Source organism: Acidaminobacter sp. JC074, from assembly GCF_022496765.1.
Taxonomy (GTDB): Bacteria; Bacillota; Clostridia; order Peptostreptococcales; family Acidaminobacteraceae; genus JABXKX01.
Genome location: NZ_VANV01000019.1, coordinates 43849 through 66653 on the forward strand (window position 1 = coordinate 43849; position 22805 = coordinate 66653).

Annotated in this window: 21 protein-coding genes and 1 riboswitch; of the genes, 3 read left to right on the forward strand and 18 right to left on the reverse strand. The window is 35.6% G+C overall.

The features are described from left to right. Positions 1-4: 4 nt before the first annotated feature. Positions 5-562 carry a DNA-3-methyladenine glycosylase I gene (locus tag EZV73_RS20300; protein WP_240842257.1) on the reverse strand — a complete coding sequence of 186 codons (558 nt, stop codon included), beginning with the start codon at positions 560-562 and terminating at the stop codon, positions 5-7. After that, positions 555-1739 (reverse strand): NAD(P)/FAD-dependent oxidoreductase, encoded by a 1185-nt coding sequence (locus tag EZV73_RS20305; RefSeq protein ID WP_240842258.1) that lies wholly within the window; start codon positions 1737-1739, stop codon positions 555-557. The genes EZV73_RS20300 and EZV73_RS20305 overlap by 8 nt, the downstream gene beginning before the upstream one ends. 72 nt (positions 1740-1811) lie before the next feature. Between EZV73_RS20305 and EZV73_RS20310 the strand changes: the two genes are divergently transcribed. Then, the gene (locus EZV73_RS20310; protein WP_240842259.1) at positions 1812-3053 is read left to right on the forward strand and encodes a BREX system ATP-binding domain-containing protein; all 1242 of its coding nucleotides are present in this window, start codon (positions 1812-1814) and stop codon (positions 3051-3053) included. Positions 3054-3055: 2 nt separating this feature from the next. On the opposite strand, the gene EZV73_RS20315 is transcribed toward EZV73_RS20310, so the two are convergent. The 14 genes from EZV73_RS20315 to EZV73_RS20380 form a co-directional block, all read right to left on the reverse strand. Next, positions 3056-3892: a S1 RNA-binding domain-containing protein gene (locus EZV73_RS20315; RefSeq protein ID WP_240842260.1), complete on the reverse strand. Its 837-nt coding sequence runs from the start codon at positions 3890-3892 to the stop codon at positions 3056-3058. A 9-nt stretch (positions 3893-3901) separates the two neighbouring features. Next, entirely contained in the window at positions 3902-4267 is a 366-nt protein-coding gene (locus EZV73_RS20320; protein ID WP_240842261.1) for a response regulator, read from the reverse strand. An 8-nt stretch (positions 4268-4275) separates the two neighbouring features. After that, positions 4276-7032 (reverse strand): ATP-binding protein, encoded by a 2757-nt coding sequence (locus tag EZV73_RS20325; RefSeq protein WP_240842262.1) that lies wholly within the window; start codon positions 7030-7032, stop codon positions 4276-4278. A gap of 79 nt (positions 7033-7111) precedes the next feature. Then, positions 7112-7723 carry an ECF transporter S component gene (locus EZV73_RS20330; RefSeq protein WP_240842263.1) on the reverse strand — a complete coding sequence of 204 codons (612 nt, stop codon included), beginning with the start codon at positions 7721-7723 and terminating at the stop codon, positions 7112-7114. Between the two features lie 74 nt (positions 7724-7797). Next, positions 7798-7913, reverse strand: a riboswitch (FMN riboswitch). A gap of 21 nt (positions 7914-7934) precedes the next feature. Next, positions 7935-9548, reverse strand: a complete 1614-nt coding sequence (locus EZV73_RS20335) for a hypothetical protein (RefSeq protein ID WP_240842264.1) — start codon at positions 9546-9548, stop codon at positions 7935-7937. Positions 9549-9678: 130 nt separating this feature from the next. Then, positions 9679-9876: a sulfur carrier protein ThiS gene (gene thiS / locus EZV73_RS20340; RefSeq protein ID WP_240842265.1), complete on the reverse strand. Its 198-nt coding sequence runs from the start codon at positions 9874-9876 to the stop codon at positions 9679-9681. 12 nt (positions 9877-9888) lie between these two features. Then, the gene (locus EZV73_RS20345) at positions 9889-12045 is read right to left on the reverse strand and encodes an aldehyde ferredoxin oxidoreductase family protein (protein WP_240842266.1); all 2157 of its coding nucleotides are present in this window, start codon (positions 12043-12045) and stop codon (positions 9889-9891) included. Between the two features lie 8 nt (positions 12046-12053). Continuing rightward, positions 12054-12428, reverse strand: coding sequence for a 4Fe-4S binding protein (locus EZV73_RS20350; protein ID WP_240842267.1), 375 nt, complete (start codon positions 12426-12428; stop codon positions 12054-12056). 115 nt (positions 12429-12543) lie between these two features. Then, positions 12544-13692: an FAD-binding oxidoreductase gene (locus EZV73_RS20355; RefSeq protein WP_240842268.1), complete on the reverse strand. Its 1149-nt coding sequence runs from the start codon at positions 13690-13692 to the stop codon at positions 12544-12546. Further along, a complete protein-coding gene (locus tag EZV73_RS20360) occupies positions 13685-13966 on the reverse strand; it encodes a (2Fe-2S)-binding protein (protein WP_240842269.1) in 282 nt (93 codons plus the stop codon). Before EZV73_RS20360 ends, EZV73_RS20355 begins: the two co-directional genes overlap by 8 nt. Continuing rightward, positions 13966-14454 carry a 4Fe-4S ferredoxin gene (locus EZV73_RS20365; protein ID WP_240842270.1) on the reverse strand — a complete coding sequence of 163 codons (489 nt, stop codon included), beginning with the start codon at positions 14452-14454 and terminating at the stop codon, positions 13966-13968. The genes EZV73_RS20360 and EZV73_RS20365 overlap by 1 nt, the downstream gene beginning before the upstream one ends. 10 nt (positions 14455-14464) lie before the next feature. Next, a complete protein-coding gene (locus tag EZV73_RS20370) occupies positions 14465-15541 on the reverse strand; it encodes an NAD(P)/FAD-dependent oxidoreductase (protein WP_240842271.1) in 1077 nt (358 codons plus the stop codon). After that, positions 15538-15843 carry a (2Fe-2S)-binding protein gene (locus tag EZV73_RS20375; RefSeq protein ID WP_240842272.1) on the reverse strand — a complete coding sequence of 102 codons (306 nt, stop codon included), beginning with the start codon at positions 15841-15843 and terminating at the stop codon, positions 15538-15540. Before EZV73_RS20375 ends, EZV73_RS20370 begins: the two co-directional genes overlap by 4 nt. A gap of 257 nt (positions 15844-16100) precedes the next feature. After that, complete coding sequence (locus EZV73_RS20380; RefSeq protein WP_240842273.1) at positions 16101-17825, reverse strand: sigma-54-dependent Fis family transcriptional regulator; 1725 nt, start codon at positions 17823-17825, stop codon at positions 16101-16103. A 115-nt stretch (positions 17826-17940) separates the two neighbouring features. Here EZV73_RS20380 and EZV73_RS20385 point away from each other — a divergent pair, with 115 nt between their 5' ends. Further along, positions 17941-19326, forward strand: coding sequence for an MATE family efflux transporter (locus tag EZV73_RS20385; RefSeq protein ID WP_240842274.1), 1386 nt, complete (start codon positions 17941-17943; stop codon positions 19324-19326). Between the two features lie 17 nt (positions 19327-19343). On the opposite strand, the gene EZV73_RS20390 is transcribed toward EZV73_RS20385, so the two are convergent. Both EZV73_RS20390 and EZV73_RS20395 read right to left on the reverse strand, forming a co-directional pair. Then, positions 19344-19571 (reverse strand): sodium ion-translocating decarboxylase subunit beta, encoded by a 228-nt coding sequence (locus tag EZV73_RS20390; protein ID WP_240842275.1) that lies wholly within the window; start codon positions 19569-19571, stop codon positions 19344-19346. Between the two features lie 2 nt (positions 19572-19573). Continuing rightward, a complete protein-coding gene (locus EZV73_RS20395) occupies positions 19574-21730 on the reverse strand; it encodes a diguanylate cyclase (protein ID WP_240842276.1) in 2157 nt (718 codons plus the stop codon). Positions 21731-21848: 118 nt separating this feature from the next. On the opposite strand from EZV73_RS20395, the gene EZV73_RS20400 reads away from it, so the two are divergent. Beyond that, on the forward strand, positions 21849-22802 hold the full coding sequence (locus EZV73_RS20400; protein ID WP_240842277.1) for a phosphotransferase family protein: 954 nt from the start codon (positions 21849-21851) through the stop codon (positions 22800-22802). The last annotated feature ends 3 nt before the right edge of the window (positions 22803-22805 follow it).

Genomic DNA, 22805 nt, shown 5'->3' on the forward strand with positions numbered 1-22805 from the left:
GCACTTAAGTGCTTTTAAACAAATGACATCCTTCATAATGATCGTTAACCATACCAATAGCCTGCATGTATGCATATATAATTGTAGGTCCTACAAAGCTAAAGCCACGTTTTTTTAAGTCCTTTGATATTTTCTTTGAAAGCTCAGTCTCAGCCGGGACTTGGTCTGCATTTTTAAATGCATTTAAAATCGGCTCATGGTCCACATATGACCATAAGTAGTGACTAAAAGAACCGTATTCTTCCTGAATTTTAAGTATACCCTTCGCATTTTTTATCGTAGATTTTATCTTAAGACGATTTCTAATGATGGCAGCATCCTTCATAAGTTCTTCAACTTTATCATCTCCGTAACTTGCAACCTTTTCTATATCAAAGCCATCAAAAGCCTTCTTATAAGCAGCTTGTCTTCTAAGAATAGTAATCCAACTTAAACCGGCTTGAGCCCCTTCTAAGGTTAAAAACTCAAAGAGTTCCCTATCATCATAGACAGGTTTTCCCCATACTTCGTCATGGTACTTTTCGTATAGTTCATCACCTTCACACCAAAAACATCTATTCATTACGACTCCTTATATGTCTTGCTGCCATCTTACCACTAGAGAAGGCATACTGGATATTGTAGCCACCCGTATCACCGTCTATATCAACACATTCTCCTATGAAATATAAACCTTCTATATCAGATTCATAAGACTTCTTTTTTAAGGATGTAGTAGCTATGCCACCTGCGGATACCATGGCAATATGTGATTTACCGACTTTGGCTATCTGTATTCTATAATTGGTCAAATGATGAATTAAAGCTTTACGATCAGATTTTTTTAATTCACTGACCTTGGTCTCTTTTAAACCAAGCAACATTATAACTGCATCTATAAATCGCTGTGGTGCAAATGCTTGAATGACAGTCTTTATCAGTTTTTTTCCATGGTCTTCTAATAATAGTTTATCCAACTCTTCTGATGACTTGTTGATAAAGTTTATATGGAGTTCATCACCTGGAAACATATGTCTAGATGCATTTAAGATTACAGGACCACTGTAACCAAAATGTGTGACCAGTAAATCACCTGTATAATCACCCATTTTTTTGCCTCTAAAATGACTTATTTGCGCCTCTTTAAAAGACAAACCCATCAAGTCCTTAAAATCGTGACTTTCCAAATAAACAGGTGACAGTGCATACCTAAAAGGTTCATAAGACAAACCGAATGCTTTTGCAAACTTTATAGCATCTCCTGTAGAGCCAGTCTTTGGATAAGAAATACCGCCAGTTGCAACAATCACAGCATTACTCTCATATTTCCCCTTACTTGTTGTAACAATAAAAGTGTTTTCTCTATCTATAGAAATTACTTCTTCTTTTAAGTTGATTTTAATATCCTTATCAATGTCATCTACGAGTCTATCTATCAGATCTTGAGCATTTAAAGACACGGGAAAAATCTTTCCGTCCTCACGTTCAAAAGTTTTTAGACCCATTTTGTCCATATCATGAATTAACTCATCATTGGTATAATTCATCAAGGCATGTCTAACAAATCGCCATTTGTTGTAATGTTTGTCATAAGCCTTTATATCGCCACCATGGCTTAAGTTACACTGGCCTGCACCAGATAACCTTAATTTCATACCTATGGAGTCTTGTTTTTCTATTAAAAGTACCTTAAGTCCTTTTAGATCACAAGCTGCAGATAGTCCTGCTGGGCCTGAACCGATTATTATTACATCCCACATAATAGACACGCCTTTCTTAGACTTTATTGAAAATCACATATGCTTCATTTACAATAGAATAAAGGAGCATGTATGATTGAAAACGAAAATAAAAAACTGATTAATTCATTCAAAAATGGCCTTGTGCCCGATCGTCATCTAGATTTTCTACTGACTGGTCGCCAAGCGGAAATAGAAGAACTTCAAAGATGCTTTGATCAAACACAAAACGATATAGGTACTATAAAGTTTATCACAGGTCCCTATGGCTCTGGAAAAACTTTTTTACTTGACTACAGCAAGAACATAGCCTTGGATTTAGGCTTTGTTGTCGCAAAAATTGAAGTCGATTCAAACTTTAAGTTTTACAACTTAGAACAACTGTATTACCATGTTATGCACAACTTATTTGTTCATAACAGTGCCTTATCAAAGACAACTTTTGAAAATATCTTTGACTTATGGATTAGGAAACTCAAATCTAACAACTACAAACATCATGCCAGTAAAGAAATTCAATATGTCATCTCTGAAATCGGTAAATACAACCAATCCTTTGCTCGTGCATTTTTGTCTTATATCAAAGGTAGAATCAACGGCAATAAAGAACTTACTAGTGCCATTGTATCATGGATAACAGGAGAAGGTAGTATTCCTTATCAATTAAAAGAACAGGTCCAGATAAAAGGTCGTATCAATCAATCCAACTCCATTGATTTTTTAAAGGCCTTTACCAAGTTGATTACCCTACTCGGCTATCAAGGCATGATCATAATGGTAGATGAAATGGATGTCATCATGAACGAGCGTTCTGATATTAGACAGAAATGCTATTATAATCTAAGACACCTTATTGATTTAACCATAGGTGGTCAGATACCAAACACTTGCTTTATGTTCAGTGGCAGTCATGACCTTTTTTATTCAGACAAGGGCATTAAATCCTATGAAGCTCTTAGGCAGAGACTAGGTACTTCTATTGATATGAACCACAGTATCATGCTAGATATCAAACAACCCGTTATGCACCTCAAACGACTGCCTTTTGATGTCTTTTATGAACTTGGAGAGAAGCTGACCTATATTTATAAAAAGGTGCATCCTCTCGATTTGCAAATAAGCATTGAATCCTTGAAAAACTGGGTTTTCTTGACCTATAAGGAACAAGGAAAATCATACGGTGAGATTACAATACGCGAGTTCATCACCAAGTATATAGAAATCATGGACATCATTCATCAGAACCCTAAACATCATATATTTAACTCTGAACTTTCGGCTGTAATAACACACGATCAAATCATATACAAAGCAAGCCAACTAAAGAAGGGATGATATTAATCATCCTTCTTTTCTATATAATCTTCATATATTTCAATTTTATTGTTTTTCATAAGTCTGCCTAAGGCACGCTTAAATGCCTTTTTGCTCATCTGAAACTCTGCTTTAATAGCTTCAGGAGATGATTTATCATGGTAATAAAGCTTACCACCTTGACTTAAAAGCCTCGAGTAGATTTTTTCTGCATCCACAGACATTTGATCTGCTACCAGTTTTCTAGTTGCCAAGTCTATCTTCTTGTCTTCTCTAACTCTAATAACTCTAAGATCGATTGTATCTCCCATCTCGAAGTTTTCGAAATACTCATTTTTAGGAATCATACCTACATACTTGTTGTCTACTGCAACAAATACACCAACTTCTGGATTAATCCTTATAATGGTACCTGTTACTTGATCATTGGCTTTATACTCATGATCTGTAGATAGGTGATCATAAACCCTAGGTGTTGCACAAAGTCGTTCTGATTTATCTATATAGATGTAGAATAAATAAGATTTACCCTTCTTTAAGTTCATACCCATTTCTTTTAAAGGCACAAACAAATCTCTCTGTAAACCGATTTCAACAAAAGCACCAAACTCAACGATTTCTTTAACTTTTAAAACAGCCAGCTCACCAACTGTTGCAAGCGGTGTCTTCATTGTTGCAACCAAGCGATCTTTTGTGTCCTTGTATAAAAAGACCATGACCTCATCATATACTTCTACATCACCAATTACTTCACCGAAAGGTAGTAGTACAGCATTTTCCTCATCTTCTCTTTTAATAAAGAAGCCACCTTGACTCTTTCCAACAATCGTTAATAGTTGAAACTCACCTAATTTATACATCATAAACTCCTATTCTAGTATCCTTATAACATCCCCAATAAGTAGATCCACCTGGTGGTTATCAAGAGGAAGTGTAAGGTAGTGAATGGCGCCACACGCCATTGCCTCAAATGCCTTTTTATTCTCGCCTTCTTCTACCATAACGACAATTTTTGCATCTTTATTATAATCCATTATCCTTCTTAATGTACTTAAGCCATCATACATGGACATATTCAAACTCATGATCAAAAGGTCTGGCATTACTTCTACATATTTATGATAAACATGTAAACCATTTTTTGCTTCACCGACTACGTTTAATCCCTTTTGTTCTAATATACGTCTTAACTTCTTGCGAGATACTATATCCTCATCTGCAACAACAATTCGCATAATTACTCCTAATGTTCAATAACAATTATCTTTAGACTGCCTTCAGGGATGTGCATTTCAGACATGACAACTTCCTTACCAAAAACGATTTGCTCAAACATTGTCTTTCCCATTATTACAGGACAATCTTTATCTACCTTTTGTCTATCAGATCTTAAACTGTCAATGGTCTTTTCAACCACATCATCAATAAATTTACATAAGACTTCATTCATGACATTTATATTTGAACCCTTGTATTTCATACTCATCCCATAGGACCCTATCAACTGATAAATAAAGTTTTCATCTGCTGTGATAATCACTTTTCTTTCTGCATAAGACCTTAGAGATAAATAACTAGAAACATCTAATAAAAGGTCTTCTGTCATCTTTAACTTGTTAAACTGCCATGAAGAAGACAACCTCTGCTTATTTTCAGATTTTGTCAGTATTCTTTCTGCCTGCAGGCTGAAATCTCTAAGAACTTCCTCATTATCGAATCTCACAATCATCTCATCATGGTTATTTGGTATGATGATTTCATAAGAAACACCTTGACCGGCAACAGTCTTAACCTCAATACTACCACCAACCTTATCAACGATTTCTTTGATACTGCCCATACCTACACCTCGACCGGCAACCGTCGTAGGGGTCAGATAGGAAGTAACACCATCTTCAATAACCATATTGGCCACTTCAAGATCAGAAAGTTGATCGAGTTCATCTATGGAAAACTTACCAAGTATAAACAAACGGTTTTTAATCTCTTTTATATCTATACCCTTACCATCATCAGAAATCGTTAACTGAATGTCAGATCCTTTTTTCCTAATAAAACATGAAATCGTCGTGACTTCATCTTTGCCTACCGACATTCTTTCATCAGGATACTCAGCACCATGTGTTACTGAGTTCTTTAAAATATGAATCAAACCTTCAATAAACTCTATATAGGCCTGTCGATTAATTTTTATGGGATCACCTTTGACCACATAGTTAACCATTTTACCTTGTTTTTCTGCTAAACGCAATATATATTCTTTAAAGGACAGCATTATATCCCTTAAATCTACTTTTTTTAGTGTTTCCATTTCTTTTACAAGCTCATGATCCACACCGAGCTTGTCTGTTAAAGACAAGTAAACCCTGTTAAAAGATGAGATGTCAATCCCCATCTTGGTTCTGTTATCAAAGAACTTCTCCCCTAACCTTTGTCTTAAGAGCTGGATGTCCATTTCAATCACACCTTCTAAGTCGTAGGCAATCAAGACACGGGTAAAGTGGTCAAGGGTCAAACCTTGTATATTATGTAAAGAATTAAAAAGTTCATTTTCTACATCCGTAATGCCCCTTACAGTAGCATTCATATTGTATTGGTCGAAAACGCCCTTATATGTGTGAACCCTACGCAATACTTTGAATATATTGTCTTCTAAAGTTTCATCTGAATCCAGTATCTTAGATATATTTTTAGCAAAATCTAAAAAGGATGATAAATCTGAAAAGAACATATCAGTGTTTCTTACAACAGCCGTCACCATTTCAGCAATCTCTTTTTCCTCTTCATGTTCTCCCTGATAATCGTATTCATCTTTTAACTCTGCATGAACAATCAAAACCTTTTCACCTTGGTTTTTAGTCATCATCTGATATTGCATGGCGTAAGGTACATTTTGAATGGTTAAATGTTTATCAAGTAACGATAAAAATAAGAGCTCTCTAACCTGATCTTCTGCTTTAAACACCTTCTGTACTACAGATTTAAAGTATTCAGAATCCTCATTTCCTACTTCAAACAAAAGCTTTGATGCGTCTACGATTTCACCACGGTTGTATTCAAATAAGATACCGTAGGCCATCTCCACATTGTAATCTTCATTAATAACCAAGACATTTGTATTTAATACATCTATGACAAGCTCTAAGTTTTCATAATAACTTTGTCTAGTAGAATTTAGATTTGCAAATTCATTTTTTGTTCTAATTGCATTGGTTTCAAGTTCTCTTTTTTTCCTGTTAAGTCGTCTTATTTCTGTATTAAGTGATTTGATTTCATTGAGTTTTTCACTGTACCTTTCTTCCTTCTGTAATACTTTGCCGCTTATAACCAAACCAATCATCAAAGCAACTACGATAAAAGACATCTCTGATGACATATCATAAGCAACCACAAGAATATCATTGATCAACGCCAGACTGATTAAGAAAACTGCAAAGGTTCTTAGTCGATCAAGTGTATTTCCTTTCATCTGCCAATTGAGGTACATAACCATCAAATAAGCTAATGCCACAAAATAATAACCGATGGTCAACTCCGACATTAAGTCCAAAGTAAATATAAAGGTAAATATCATCAGAATAATCATAACTGTCGAAAAGGCAATTCTATATCTGTTGACCACATTTTCAAAGACATAGACTTCAATAATATAAAGCATGCCAAGTATAAGAAAAAATCTATAAAAAATAGTCATTCTTAAGCCTAACTCAGAATAAGAACGGCCGCCATAAATCAACTGAATAACCATAAGTGATGACAAGAGCATCATAACTATCATAATGAATAAGTTTTCACGATCATGTCGCCATGAAGTCATTTCATGATAAATCTTAGATCCTAAGTAAAGGATGATAGCACAAACTGCTATTAACTCAAATTCACCAACATGAATCAGTCTGATGATGCCTGCTGATGTCATATGATTCAATCTAGGATATATAAGTAAAGCTGTAGCTACAATAATAATCAGTGATAAGATCTGTTTTATATAATTCTTCATAAGTTCTCCTCGCCACTATATTATACTACAAGATTCATACAGGTACAAAAATAGCAGCGGATTAACCGCTGCTTCATGATTAATTTTGAATTCTCATCAACGGTGGAATCACAAACTTGTAGATAGCACCTGTTATTACTGTTACCAATATACCTTTTAGTAAGTTAAATGGCACGATAGAGAATAGGATAAAGTCCCATACTGTTTCCATAAACTGACCAAAGATTGGTAAGTTAGCAGCCATTTCAACAAATCCTATCACTTCCATACCAAATAGGTTGGCATAAAGTGGTAGCAATACAAAGTAATTTAACATAGCTCCCATGAAAGTCATAAATACAGTACCAATTAAACCACCGATAACAGCACCTTTTACTGAAGGCATCTTCTTATAGACCAAACCCACCGGAACAACCAATGATATACCTATTAATAGGTTAGCCAACTCTCCAATACCACCCGTCATGGTACCATTTAAAATGAAATTTAATAAGACCTTTACTAGTTCAACTAAAGCACCTGCTAAAGGTCCCATTACGATAGCACCAATGACAGCAGGTAAATCTGAAATATCTAATTTTAAAAACTCTGGAAATATAGCAAGTGGTGCTTCAATAAGCATTAATACACCTGCAACTGCACTTAAAAGTGCTACTTTAATCAAATAATTGATTTGACTGTTTCTTTTCATAAACTTCCTCCTATTACAATCCTAGAAGAACAGCAAAAAACCCTGGCAAAAAACCAGGGCAAAAATATCATAACACCATTCTTCTTCCATCCAGACTTTACTGTCGGTCTTGGAATTTCACCAAGTCAACCCATTGGGTTCGTGGACTATCACCACCGGTCGGGAATTTCACCCTGCCCTGAAGATATTAATTTATACACATCATAACAAATTACATGTCATCTGTCAATTCGTTCACAATCGGAAACTTCAGTGTAAGTTCCTTAGTAGAGTTTTCATACTTGGAACTTATCAGTTGACCCTTTAAACCAAGTTCTACACATTCTGAAAGTTTGCTGATCAGGTCATCTTCATTCACACGACTGGATGAAGAGGTATTTCTCATAACATTGATCAGAACCTGTTTTTCATCTGAAAAGACTTCTATTGAAAGTTGATTGTTCTTACCTTTACCTGAGTTAAATAGTATATTGAGTACCAAGAATCTTAAAACACCTTGTAAAAGTGCTTTGTTTTGAAAAAGAATGACATCTATATCACAAGTTACATCCATGTTGAAAGAGGTGTTTTCCTTATCATATCCTTCAACACTCTTATCTATAAGAGCCTTGATATCAAAATGTTCATAAGAAGCATGAACATTAGATAAAATCAGCTGATTAAAGAGTTCCTTCATAACATAAATATTGTTTTCTTCTACTACAATTTCTTTAACTTTTGGTTCATAAATTGGTTTAACAGGCTTGACCTGATTGACGATCTTAACAATCCTATTAAATTCCTCAAACTTAATATCGTCTTCCGATAAATGTTCATCTAATTGAATCGCATGTGACAAAGAAGTAATTTGATGATCAATTTTCTTTCTCATCTTACGATATGTCAAAATGAAAAAGACTATGGTAACCAAGAGTAGACTGACAATAACATGAATCATAACACACAATCTTGTTTCTTTCTTTTTGGATAAGGTCTCATATTCACGCACATAGTTAGTAAGTACTTCAGATTTATTGATAACAAGCCATCTAAGGGTCGGATAAGTCTTGTAGTACATCTGACCGAGCTCTGGATGATTGTACCTTTGAATCGAATCGCTTGCCTCATCAATCATCTGTTCAAGGACATCTGAGTCTACATCCAAATGACCACGAATGGCATTGCCCTTATAATCATAAACGATTAGCTGAAGCAACTCAGAATCAGGTATGGTATTTAAACTAGAGATAACATTTTCTTTAAAGTATTCTATAGCATGCTCTCTTTTTTCGTAAATACCAACATAGTAATTGTCTTCAACCATTTTTATAATAGAAAGATAATCTTCGAAAACGCCATCTTCTAACCATGTAGAAGAAAACTTTAAAGAATGTTCTTTTAAGAGTCCTTCTGAAAATAACTCTCCTACTCTTTTACCGGTATCGTCTCTTAGTTCATGGATATTGGACTTAAAGTCATCCAAATCACTGTATAAAATATTGCCTCTTTTATCTAGTATAAAAATGCCATCAATAAACTCTCTACTATTTAGGTGTAAGAGCAAGGCTTCTTTGTCATTTGAGCTTGATGCAATGACTTCATCCAAAGCATTATCCATCTTCTCATAAGAATAAGTTTCGACCATTTCATCAATGGTGGCTTCTAAATCCAGCGTTACCCCAATCCCCTCTTCAAGCATGAGCTCTGTTTGATCAATGATAACTTCTAAATCTTTACTTTCACTTAAAATATCAAATAAAAATAAGAGACCAAAAATAGTAATTATGGCAGATAAAGAACTTACTGTTATTAAGATGAACATAGAAAGTATACTTTTTTTCTTCATAAATACCATGACCCCTATATTATTTTACCATAGTTAACGATAACATTAAATAATAGTTTATAACCCATATATAAATTTTATGAATAAATGCATGGTTTTACACATTAAAAAGTGGAGCATTCGCTCCACTTTAACCACCGCCAAAAAGATGGATGACTTTTACATCATCACCATCATGTACAACCTTGGTCTTGTAATCCTCTGGTCGTACATGAAGGCCATTAACTTTTACGACAATCATATGATCCATATACCTCTTCTTTTCTAACAGCTCCTTAATAGTAAGACTGCCATCATTTTCAAAAGGTGTATTGTTTACAGTGATCATACTACCTCATTTCTATAAATGCTTTTTAACTACCTCAAGAAGTTCTGGTAAGTCCATACCTAACTCTTCAAGCTTTTCTACCTTAGGTACACCATTAGGCGTCCAACCTCTTCTTAAGTATACAGCATCTGTTAATTTTTCATACTGACTTTCTCTATATTCTCTAGTTTTAGCCATTTTATCTTCAACTGAAAGGCCTGTTGGATCAAGACCTACTAGATCCTTCAATTGACCATCATAACGCTCTTCTCTAGATAAATACTCTTCCTTAGTAACAGGACCCATTGAACGGTAAGGCGTTGCATCATGTTTTCTAAGACCTTTACCCATACGGATATTGAAGATTCTTTGGAAGTTATAAACACGCTCTGATTGTTTAATAAGTTCATGTTTGTCTATGGATAAACCTGTTACACCATTAAAGATATCCACATAGTTTTGCACATGTTCAGGCATCTTAGCAGGTTCATCAGCCGTAGCGTTAGATTCAGGTGTTGTGTCGTTCCAAGGTAATTTACAGAAACCACACAAACCAAACCATGTTCTAAACATTGGGAAATAATGAAGCGCTTCAGCCTTATCTTCAAAAGTAGGAATTTGATTGTTAACCATATCCATAAAGATCAACCAAGCCTCATCATGTTGTGGTCCTTTATTAGTAAGACCATAACCACCTTGCTGAGCAAGAGACTCTTTAGACATATACTCAGAGTACTCTAAACCTTTTTGCTCCATACCGATATCATCTAAGAAGGCTCTATCAGCACCATATTCTTTTTCGAAGATATCCTTCATCTTTCTGATACCTAAACCAGCAATCTTACCAAATCCTTCACCTCTAGACATTTGGTGAATCAACTCATATGCAGCCCACTTGTTACCAAAGTTTAACTCTAGACCACCAGTAATTTCTTTATTGATGATACCTCTTTCATAACATTCCATTACAAAAGCAGTCAGTGTACCAAATGAAATTGTATCAATACCATAAGTATCGCAGTAGAAGTTAAGCTCAAGGATACCTCTAGGATCAAAGACACCAATGTTTGAACCACAGCCTGCTGCTGTTTCATACTCAGGACCATCTACAACAACCTTGTCACCCTTATATGGACCTGATTCTAATTCAAAATGATCTGCAGCTTTTGCACATGATAATGAACAACCATACCAGCAGCCGTCAGGTGTATTTTGAGTAATATAATCTCTAACAAATGTATGTGAATCAATATTTATTGTATCCTTGTGAGAACCATATTGATAGTTGTGCGTTGGTAATAAATCATAGGCATCCATCACTTCAACAATGTTTGCAGTACCAATTTGTCTCATTCTACATTGTACATCATCTAACTTGTCTATCTGCTTATGAATCTTAATACCAGCCTTATTAATTGGCGAAATATTATCAACATTGTTCATATTACCATGTGTACCAGCGTATCTGATAACAATACCCTTGATATTCTTATCTCTGAATACAGTACCGATACCACCTCTACCAGCTTGTTTAAGTCTTGCTACTTTTCTTCTTGTATCGTAGAAAGTAAAGTTAAGTAAACCGATTAATGTATTCTCAGCAGCAGTACCTGCTGTAACAACAGCAACATTTCTTCTGTCATCTTCATCTTTGGCATACATCTCAGTTAACTGTTCACCTAACACGTGACCATCAACAGCTTCTAGTGGTGCTTCTTCTATTTGAACAGATCCATCATTACCATCTATAACAATAATGACGTCTTTATCAGCCTTACCTTGAATTTCCAATGCATCCCAACCTGAGAACTTAAGGAAAGGACCAACATAACCACCTACGTTAGAATCTATTACCATATCTGTAAGTGGAGATATAGATACAACAAGTGATTTACCTGTACCAGGGTATTGAGTAATACCACAAACAGGGCCAGGTGCTATAATGATTTCGTTTTCAGGATCTTGCCATCTTGTTTCTGGCTTAACTGCATGCCATAACTTATATAAACCAAAACCTTTACCACCTACAAATTTATCTTTCATAAATTGAGTAACTGGTTGTTCTTCGATATGGTTATCATTTAAGTTGATGTATAAGGTACGATTGGCATAACCTTTTTCTAACTCTTTTAACTCATAATTAAATGACTTTAAAAGCTTGTGTTCACTTCTCATTTTTTCGATTTGCATGATTCCTCCTATAAGCTAAGTGCGTCTTGTTCACAAACGTTTACACATTGACCACATGAAATACATTTAAAAGGTACCAAGTAATCATCATGTTGTCTCATTGCACCTGTTGGGCAAAAACCTACACAAATCAGACAGCCAACACATCTATTCTTATCTAACCTAACAATACCATTGGCATCACGCTTTAAAGCTTCAGCTGGACAGACATCAATACATCTGCCGCATTGATTACAGACATTAATGAGTCTACCACCATTCTTAGGTAAAATCTGAATACATGATTTTTCTCTGTTGTTCTCTTTTTTAAATAGCGTTGAGCACTTTTCCTCGCAAGCGCCACAGCTGATACATTTCTCTATCGCCACATTTAAAACTTTCAATACGACCTCCCTATTCTCTTTGCCTTATATGAATTATAAACTTATTTTTCTGAAAAAACAACCAATTGTTATACCTTTTTATACTTTTAACAAAACCAATTAAAGTATTACTAAACTACACAACTGATGGTTCAAAAACAAGCTCACCCTTTTCGAATCTATACAGGTTAAGAGCACTGATATCAATAGAAGTTTCCTCACCCATAATCATTTCTGCCATCAAAATACCTGTAGCAGGACCAAACATGAAACCATGGCCAGAAAATCCTACAGCTAGGTAAAAACCTTTAACTTCATGAACAGGACCTAAAATAGGCTGTCTGTCAGGTGTGATGTTATAAAGGCCTGCCCATTGACGTATTACCATAGCCTTTTTTAGTGGAGGTAATAAATCTGTAATGGTTTTAGCCATCTCATCTAAAAAGTGCCATCCTGAATTGATGTTGCCATCTCTTGGTTCACCAGCATCACCACGTCCCATAACCAAACCACCATGTGGTACTTGTTGACAATAGAAATTACCTGTAAAAGACATGACCATTGTTGATAAGATTGGATCTATCGGCTCTGTAACTAAGATCTGATGTCTTTCTGAATAGATAGGCAAGTCTACACCAACCATTCTAGCGATATCTTGCGAATGCCCACCTGCCGCATTAACAACTTGATTGGTTTCAATCAAACCTTTGTCTGTTACAACACATGTTACTTGCCCATTTTCAACAACAATATCTGTTACTTCTGTGTATTTCATAAATTCAACACCCAGCTTCTCAGCAGCCTTTGCAAAAGCAAGCGTTGTATGGAATGGATTTAAGTGACCATCTTTTTCATAATAAGCAGCAGAGACATAACCGTCTGTATTTAATATAGGTACAATTTCTTTTGCCTCATCTAAAGTCAACTCTCTTGATTCAATGCCTAAAGAATTTTGAAGTTTGATGTTTCTTCTAAACTGCTCCTTCTCTTTTTCAGTCGTTGCCAGTAGCAAATAGCCACCCTGCTTAAACTCTATATCCCCATCGTATTCTAAAACTTCATTAGCGGTTTCAAAGAATTCACATGACATTTTTGCAATTTTACAGTTCATCTCTGTGCCCCACTGCTGACGAATACCAGCACCACAAGCACCAGTTGCACCTGAAGCTATAAATCTTTTTTCAACAACGATGATGTTTTTCATACCTTTTTTGGCAAGGTTATAGGCAATTGCAGCACCTGAGATACCACCACCTATGATTACAATATCAGCTTTCTTATTCATCATCATCCTCCTTAGCATCAGCAATTGCACCTAAAGAAACTGCATTTACTGGTGGTCTATTTCTACCAGGTGTTAATTCTTCTATTGGTGTGCCAGTCATAATAGACAGTTCTCTTAAAATAATTGGCATACATGTCCTACCTTGACAAGGTCCCATCCCCGTTCTTAAGACACGTTTCAGTTCATCAAATGTGGTATATCCATCATTAATGGCTTGTCTTATTTCTTCTATTGTTACATCTGAACAACGACATACAATTGTTTTATCTTCCATTATGACACCACCTTAATATTTCTAAATGTTTTTAAATGTTCCTTATCTACAGCCACGGTTACTAATGGTGTTCTATCCATCACCTTGCTATTCATAACACCTAATACTTCACAATCACAGATTTCCTCACCATTTCTATTTAAACCTTTAACAATCTGTCCCTTTTCAGGCAGTGGTAAAAACTCATATGGTATTTTAAAAGACGCTTTATCTTCAGAATATGTGTAGTCTACAACCATGATGGCTAATCCTGGACAGTTGAATACACAAAGTGAACAACCGTTGCATGTATCATGATAAATGACTGGCAAGTCATTGATATCTTCAAAAGGCTTCATAGCGCCACGTTTACACGAAGTTGCACAAGGATTACATGGTATTCTTTGAAAACATTCAATAATTGCTACTGGTCCCTTATTCAATCTTTCCATTGAAGGAAAGCTACTTTCAATTTGTTCTTCAGATGCTATACCTGTTTTTTCTAACATAAGTCCCTCCCTATAAACTCGCTTTTGCCATACCAGCACGAATATGATCGCCAGCATGACCTGCTCTTAGTGACGAAAGTTGTGCATGATAATCCTCATATAAGTTTTCAAAATCATCATGTACTTTACCAATACTCTTTGCAGCAGCAAGTCCAGCAATGTGGCCTTCTACCATTGCACTAGAAGCTTCTTCAATACCACCAACATCGCCTGCGATGTATATCTGGTCTGACGACGTTTTTAAATCTTTATCTCTAAGTGGTACATAACCACCGAATTCTCTAACAAATCTCATTTCACAACCTGATTGGAATAAGAGCTCAGAAAGTGGTGAAAGACCTACCGATACACACATGACATCTACATCAAAAGTTTGTTCTGTACCCGGCACTTGTTGCCATTTGTCATCAAGTTGAACAATGGTTGCAGATTCAAGTGAGTCTATACCATCAGCACGTTTTACTGTATGTCCTGTTAAAATTGGTACACCCATTCTTCTGATCTTAGAAGCATGAACCAAATAACCCCCAATTGTTGGAGAGGCATCTAAGATCGCCTTAACATTAACACCTGCCTGCATCAACTGATAAGAAACAATTAAGCCAATGTTACCTGCGCCAACCATGAGTACATTATGACCTGGTCTCACACCGTGAATGTTCATAAGTGTTTGAACGGCGCCTGCACCATAGATACCAGGCATGTCGTTATTAGGAAATGCTAGAGATTTCTCTGAAGCACCTGTCGCTATAATAATGCGTTCCGGACGCACTTTAAAATACTTGTTTCTCTGTTCTATTGAGATAACACCATCTTCATAAACAGACAGTACATTTGCATCTTTTAAGATTTCAACCTTCTCAAATGATTTTAACTGGTCAATTAGAATATCTGTAATATCTATCCCTCTAGTACCTGCATACTGTTTTTCAGATCCAAAAAACATATGTGTTTGCTTAATTAACTGACCACCAAGGATGTCACTTCTTTCACATAACATAACCTCAGCACCAGCTGAAGCTGCAGATATTGCAGCACATAGTCCAGCAGGACCGCCACCGACTACCAAAACTTCTACATGCTTCATTTGATTGCCCCCTTACCTTCTTGAGATTTAACCACCATGCCCTCTTTCAGAGGTTCTGTACATATCCTTACATTGGCAACGCCATCTACTTCCATTAAACAAGAAGAGCAATTGCCGATTGCACAATAGAAACCTCTAGGTCGATGATGTTCATGACTATGACTTAATACCTTGATGCCTGCTGCATGAAGTGCTGCCGCTATGGTTTCGCCTTCATAACCCTTAATGACTTGACCGTTACATGTAAATTCTACTTCTCTACCCTTTTTAAAGTCCAATACTGGATGTTCATGAATTCTCATATTTCCCCCCTATATCAATATTTGCCCTATATAAAGCACAAACCATGCCAAAATAAAATGGCTATTTTTCAACACATAAAAAGAAGACCTGTCAGAATTCTGACAGGTCCTATTCGTCTTATTTATTTATACTTTTTTAGTGCCAATTTTAGACATCTTGAAAACACTTGATTATTCAGACAATTTAGAATATTGTTATAACATTCACAATCATTTGAATACGTCAGAATATTGACACGCAGTCAGAATCCTGACACCTACTCTAAGCCATACTTGTCCATCTTAAAGTACAAGGTAGAACGCGGTATTTTCAAAAGCTTGGCAGCCATAGCCTTTGAACTTGATTGGTCAAGTGCTGACTGTATGGCTTCTTTTTCTGTCTTTTCAAGCAAGTCATTTAAAGAATAAGAAGGTCCTACCTTCATCTTAATGGCCATGTTCCTGATAACATCTGGTAAAAAAGCATCTGATATGTCATGCAGACCATTATTTTTAGATAAGATGACCATTCTTTCAATGATGTTTTTAAGCTCTCTAATATTACCTTCCCAGTGATAGTTCTTAAGAAGTAACATGATATCATCTGACATATTTAAATTTCTGTAGCCGTAAGTTTCTTTAAAGTCCTCTAAAAACTTTCTTGCAATCAGTTCAATGTCGCCAGGTCTTTCACGTAGAGGCGCTAGATGAACACCAATACCATTTAACCTAAAATACAGGTCTTTTCTGAAGAGACCTTGATCACTCAGCTCTAAAAGATCCTTGTTTGAAGCAGCAATCACCCTTACATCAACTTTGATTGGCTCATTACTCCCTACTGGTACAACTTCACCATCTTCTAAAACTCTTAATAACTTGGCCTGCATTTCAAGCGGCATATCACCTATTTCATCTAAAAACAGGGTACCACCACTAGCAAACTCAAAGCGTCCAACTTTTCCAGATGTCGACGCACCTGAAAAGGCGCCTGATTCATAACCAAAGAGTTCTGATTCAAATAAGTCTCTAGGAATAGCAGAACAGTTTATAGGTACAAACAGACCACTTCTAGTCGATTCATGGTGAATGGCTCTTGCCAGGACTTCCTTACCAGTACCTGATTCACCAGAAATCAAAATATTCAACATGGATTTTGAAACCATTCTTGTCAGTTTAACAACTTCAACCCATGAAGGATCATTTCCTACCATGGTATCAAAGGTATATCTTTCTTCACCAATGGCTTGTAATTCTTTCTGTAGTACTTCCAAGTTAGACTCTTTTTTCTTTAAGTCCTCTGTAATTTTTATTTGTTCAGAGATGTCTTTATCGTAAGAAATTGCTCCAATCAAAATACCATCTTGATATAAGGGACTGGCAGTGATTAGATTATGGCAACCTTCTCTAGGTAGATTGTAGACATCAACATATTTCTTTTCTGTATCGAGTACTGTTGGCAAAAGAGCCGTTGGGAAAAAATCCGTTAAGACATTGTTATACATGATTTCTCTAGATATCTGATAGAGTTTCTCAGCACTCTTGTTCCAAAACTTAACTCTACATGAGGTATCGATGATACAGATGGCCATATGGATGTTGTCCAGTATGGATGTTATCAAAACGCTGTTCTCATCGTCTACCTGTTGATACATAGATAAAATCTTTTGCTTATCCACAAAGCCATGCACATGGTTTGAATAAACACCAAAATACCTGTAATCATCTGTTTTTTCAATAAAATCTTTTATGGTCATACCACCATCAATGGCCCCATGCCATTTATCTTCTAAAGATTTTCTATTCATATGTAAAGAAAGAACATCGTAACTTGATAAGATGGCATATTGGTCCTTTTTCTTGATCATCATAAACTTATGACCCTTATCTAATAGTTGACCTGTTGCTCTTTCTAAGTTGAAATCACGGTTATCATAAAGCAAAATATCATGATCCATCACATCTTTTAACAGCATATTGTCAATAACTGACTTCTCTAGAATCATATCTAATCTCCTCTTTTAAACAGTTTAACACATAATTTATTTTGACTACAGAAAATTTATTTCTGTATCCGAAACATTTATGATATAATGAATACTGATGAATTTGGGAGGTTCTATGAAAAACAAAAAAGAAATGATGTTAAAGGCGCCAATGGTCAAGGTTGTCTTGATGATGGCACTGCCCGTTATGATGTCCAACTTGATGCAGACACTTTATAATTTAGCTGACACCTACTGGGTTGGCCAGTATGAAATGATGAACGGCTTCGAAGGCGAAATGCTTTCTGCTATCATTTTGATATTTCCAGCAATCGGTATGCTTTTGGCTTTAGGAACAGGAATTTCAACAGCCTGTATCAGTTTAATATCTCAATATATTGGATCTGGTAATGAAGACCATGCTAAAAAAGTCGCTGCGCAAGCCCTATCTTTTTCTTTTATATCATCACTTATTCTAGGGATTATCGGTGCTATATTTACACCACTAATCGTCAAACTACTGGGTGCTGAAGGCGCCGTTTTAGAAAATGGCATCATCTATCTAAGACTTATGATGTTTGGTCTGCCAACTGTTTTTCTTTTCTTCACATTTAATGCAATTAAACAATCTCAAGGTGACACTTTCTCACCTATGTTATTTTCTATATTATCTGTTACCCTAAACATCATACTTGATCCAATCTTAATGATTGTATTCGATATGGGTATTGCCGGTGCGGCCATTGCAACAATCTTTTCAAGAGGCTTATTTATAGTATTTGCCATAGGTTCTTTGTTTAAAGAATCTAAAAGACATATGAAACTGGACTATCATGACTTAAAGTTAGATATGATTGTTATTAAACAAATATTTCAAATCGGTTTACCCGCTTCTATCTCAAGCGTCATGTCATCATTTGGTTTTGGGGTATTAAATAACTTTGTTATTGGATTTGGTGTGCCGACTCTTACAGCTTTTGGTATTGGAAATCGTATTACAGGTTTGATCCTTATGCCTGCTATGGGCATCGGATCAGCACTGGGTGCTATTGTTGGAACAAACTTAGGTGCTGAAAATGTGCCTAGAGCTAAATCAGCGGTTAAGGTTTCCTTCTTACTTTCATCAGGCATACTCGTTGCAGGTGGGGCTATCATTTTTGTCCTAGCAGAGCCGATTATTTTACAGTTTAACAATGTACCGGAAGTGGTCAGTCAGGCAACGGTTTACTTAAAGCTCATTATTGCAACCATACCACTTATGGCGGCATTCTCAGTTTTAAATGGCACCTTTATCGGTTCAGGTCATACTGGCTTATCACTCTTTATATCTGCTGGTAGACTATGGCTACTAAGGATTCCGCTTATTGTTATCTTTAAAAACTTTACAAACCTTGGCACCAACTCTGTATGGTATGCCATGATACTGAGTAACCTGATTATTTGCCTGATTGGCTATGCAATCTATAAAACAGGTACTTGGGAAACAAAAATAGTAAAAGAGCCACGTGTCAAAGTGGCATAAGAAAAACGGTAGTTAATCTACCGTTTTTTTAACCATATAATGATACTAATAATAAAAAGAACTCCTATCAATAATACCGTTTCTATGCTAATTGACGAAGGTATTCTAGTGGCTACAAATGTAGCTGTAGGCCCATCTACACCACCTATTATACCTATTGCAGTTGCTTCATTCGATGCTTTGTTGATCCATATAAAAGCAACTAGTATTAAAACTATACTGATGACAATATATCTCTTCTTCAAAACTACTCCATATCATTGTAGAAACTGATTTGATTTCTCCCCTTATCTTTGGCTACATATAAAGCATTATCTGCATTATGAATGATTTGCTCCATAGTCATATCATTAGATGGAATCACACTGTAACCACCAATTGTAATGGTAATGATGTCTTCAATAGGCGAATAAGTATGCTCAATGGCATGGTCTTTGATGTTATAAGTCATTTCTTCTGCTACTTGTAAAGCACCATCGTAATCAACATTTGATAGGACCGCAACAAACTCATCACCACCATATCTCGCAACAAAGTCAATTTCACGTTTCAAAGCACGCTTTAACAGACTGGCTACTAAGAATAAACACTTATCACCTTCCACATGACCATAGTTGTCATTGTATTCCTTAAAGAAATCAATATCAATAATCAATAGACTTACAAGTTCCTGCTGCCTTTTAGCCCTATGTAGCTCTCTTGTAAAATAATCGACAAACGATCGTCTGTTAGGAATATTTGTAAGAGCATCTATATAAGACATATGTGACAATTTCTCATTTAATACTTCCAGCTTATTCTGTGTTTTTATTCTCTCTTTAATCTCAGTTGATAACTTGAGAGATTCTTGTGAATTCTTTATGGCAATGGCTATATGAGATGCCAAAGTCATCAAGAGATTAAAATGATAAGAATTGTAAGCAGATTCATTAGAAGACTGAACTGTCATAACTCCCACTACTTTCTCCTGTATCATCAGAGGAATCGCAATAATGGACTTTGAATTATGTCCCAAGTTGTTTCTATCGAAATCTTTCTTATATTTTTCTTTTTCTGAAGAGAAGTTTTCTGTAAAAATCGCTTCTTTTTCTCTTACAACCCAAGCAATGATACTTGACTCATCTTCAATATCTAACTCTATCGCTTCTAAAGGTTCACCATATTGAAGCATTAGGTCCGTTGAAAGCTTTTGCTTTTTCTCATCGTATAAAAAAATACCAAAAAGAGTTGCATCCATAAGCTTATTGATGTTTTCATACAAGACATATAAGATTTTTCTAATATCTAAGGTTGATGTAATATCCTGACTAATAGCATTGATGGTGTTCATATCTTCATAAAGCTTTTGAATCTCATCCGTTTTTTTACGAAGCTCAACATTCTTCAAGCGATAGATTTCTTTTTCATGCATGGCTTTTTCAATATTGATCTGGGCATCGATGTTCTTTTGATGTTCTTCTTCAATATCTTTTTCATATGTCTCTCTCGTTTCAGCAAACATCTTATAATACTTGATGGCTTCAACTAAGTTTTCTTGAATCTCATAAATGTTTGCAGCATGAAGCGCTATGTCACCAAAACCTTTCTTATTGGCAAGAATCTTACTGATCTGCATGGCATCTTCTACATACTCCAAGGCATCATTGTAAGCTTTTTCATCGATCAATATCTCAATCATCAATTCATAGGCCTGAATCAAAGTATGCTTTTCATGGAGCCTTCTCATGATTGTAATAGATAAGTTCAGTTCAGATTTGGCTTCCTCATAATTGCCAATTGTCTTATAGATTTTACCTATAGAATAATGGGCATGAGAAATACCGATATAATCTTCCTCTGTAGAAAAGTAATTGATGGCTAATCTGATTTGATCTAGGGCAGTTTCAAACTCACCTTTTTTAAAATGAACTTCTGCAAGATTTAGCTGACAAATCCCCACCAAAGAGTGAAATTCATTTTCTTTGGCCAAATCAAGACTCATATAGAAATAGTTTAGGGCTTCATCTAACATTTCTAAATGATTGTATATGTCCCCAATATTATTGAGGATCATAGCCTCAGTATCCGTATCTGGATAGGCCTTAATATTTGCAAGACCTTTCATATAAGCCTCTAGGGCCTTGTCATAATTTATAAATTCAAACTGTATTGTACCAATAATATTATAAGCAGTTGTTTTTTTCTCATCAAAGCCATGTTTATTGATCATAGCTAAGAGTTCATCAGCTATTTTTACAGCTTCAGACACCCTAGACATAACGATTAGAGCTCTAGCTTCTAAGATCTTAGCTTCAACTTTTAACTCTATATCTTGAATTTTCTCCTTAAAATCCAAGACCATCTCATATGCTTTTAAAGGGTCACTTCTTAAAATACTATCTACATACTCTAGTTGTTTTTTCATACACTTCTCCTTCTATTACATAATACCCCAAATTAGAGAATCTATCTATATTTAATTGTGATAATGACATTTTGCTTAAATCAGGTGATTCGTGGTATAAATTTATTAAGGAGGGCTTATGGCAGTACAAAGATATTCAAGAAACGAAATGCAGGCAATTGTAGAGAGCATCCTAAAAAAGGATGTTGTTCTCCTACCGATTGGCAATCATGAACTTAGAAGACATTTGGTCTATAAGGTTAAGACAGAAGAAGGCGATTTTGCCTTTAAATATTACTATCAAGATACCTATGGCGGCAGAGAAATCTCTACTTTGAAATTACTTGACCAATCTCAAATTAAGCATGCTAAACTAGTGAGTTCTGGAACATTTGGTCAGGAAAGAGAATGGCTTTTAATGGAGATGTTAGACGGCATGCCAATGGATAAAATCATGAAGCATATTCCAGAAGATGAGCTGCTGGATATTTATAAGTCCATGGGCGAGGAGCTGGCTAAACTTCATGAATATAAGAAGTTTGACCATTACGGCAGTCTAGATGCAAATCTTAAGTTTGTAAAACCATACAGCGACTTTAAGAAAGCCTTCTTAGAAAGTAACCGTTATGCATTTGACAAGGTAAAATCTTGTGATCATGATATCAAGGATTTTCTGCTCCATGGTCTAAAAATGATAGAAAACAACCTGTTTCTTCTTGATTATATAACAAGCCCCACACTGACTCACTTTGATTATTCACCTAGAAATATATTTATTTCTAAAGAAAACGGTCAGAGAAAATTCAAGGCCATTCTTGACTTTGAACTGTGCAGGCCTTGGGACAAAAATGCGGATTTCACCCATCTCATGTTAAGAGACTTTCCAGAAAACCCTAAAGCAGAACTGGCATTTTTTGAAGGCTATAGGACCTATTCAAAACTGGACAAAAACATGCATAAAACCATGGACTTATATATGCTCACATTATGTGTGAACGTGTGCTCATGGGCAAAAGATATTGCGCCAGTTTATTATGACAGGGCCTATAACAAGCTCATACAACTTTTAACTCAATCTAGAAATTTAAAATAGGGA

Bases quoted from the DNA above. Each gene is read 5' to 3' on its own strand.
- EZV73_RS20335 (WP_240842264.1), bottom strand. From the start codon at position 9,548: ATGAAGAAAAAAAGTATACTTTCTATGTTCATCTTAATAACAGTAAGT.
- EZV73_RS20320 (WP_240842261.1), bottom strand. From the start codon at position 4,267: ATGCGAATTGTTGTTGCAGATGAGGATATAGTATCTCGCAAGAAGTTA.
- EZV73_RS20375 (WP_240842272.1), bottom strand. From the start codon at position 15,843: ATGAGAATTCATGAACATCCAGTATTGGACTTTAAAAAGGGTAGAGAA.
- EZV73_RS20395 (WP_240842276.1), bottom strand. From the start codon at position 21,730: ATGAAAAAACAACTAGAGTATGTAGATAGTATTTTAAGAAGTGACCCT.
- EZV73_RS20325 (WP_240842262.1), bottom strand. From the start codon at position 7,032: ATGAAGAATTATATAAAACAGATCTTATCACTGATTATTATTGTAGCT.
- EZV73_RS20310 (WP_240842259.1), top strand. From the start codon at position 1,812: ATGATTGAAAACGAAAATAAAAAACTGATTAATTCATTCAAAAATGGC.
- EZV73_RS20360 (WP_240842269.1), bottom strand. From the start codon at position 13,966: ATGGAAGATAAAACAATTGTATGTCGTTGTTCAGATGTAACAATAGAA.
- EZV73_RS20385 (WP_240842274.1), top strand. From the start codon at position 17,941: ATGAAAAACAAAAAAGAAATGATGTTAAAGGCGCCAATGGTCAAGGTT.
- EZV73_RS20400 (WP_240842277.1), top strand. From the start codon at position 21,849: ATGGCAGTACAAAGATATTCAAGAAACGAAATGCAGGCAATTGTAGAG.
- EZV73_RS20345 (WP_240842266.1), bottom strand. From the start codon at position 12,045: ATGCAAATCGAAAAAATGAGAAGTGAACACAAGCTTTTAAAGTCATTT.
- thiS (WP_240842265.1), bottom strand. From the start codon at position 9,876: ATGATCACTGTAAACAATACACCTTTTGAAAATGATGGCAGTCTTACT.
- EZV73_RS20300 (WP_240842257.1), bottom strand. From the start codon at position 562: ATGAATAGATGTTTTTGGTGTGAAGGTGATGAACTATACGAAAAGTAC.
- EZV73_RS20315 (WP_240842260.1), bottom strand. From the start codon at position 3,892: ATGTATAAATTAGGTGAGTTTCAACTATTAACGATTGTTGGAAAGAGT.
- EZV73_RS20370 (WP_240842271.1), bottom strand. From the start codon at position 15,541: ATGAAGCATGTAGAAGTTTTGGTAGTCGGTGGCGGTCCTGCTGGACTA.
- EZV73_RS20365 (WP_240842270.1), bottom strand. From the start codon at position 14,454: ATGTTAGAAAAAACAGGTATAGCATCTGAAGAACAAATTGAAAGTAGC.
- EZV73_RS20305 (WP_240842258.1), bottom strand. From the start codon at position 1,739: ATGTGGGATGTAATAATAATCGGTTCAGGCCCAGCAGGACTATCTGCA.
- EZV73_RS20330 (WP_240842263.1), bottom strand. From the start codon at position 7,723: ATGAAAAGAAACAGTCAAATCAATTATTTGATTAAAGTAGCACTTTTA.
- EZV73_RS20380 (WP_240842273.1), bottom strand. From the start codon at position 17,825: ATGATTCTAGAGAAGTCAGTTATTGACAATATGCTGTTAAAAGATGTG.
- EZV73_RS20355 (WP_240842268.1), bottom strand. From the start codon at position 13,692: ATGAATAAGAAAGCTGATATTGTAATCATAGGTGGTGGTATCTCAGGT.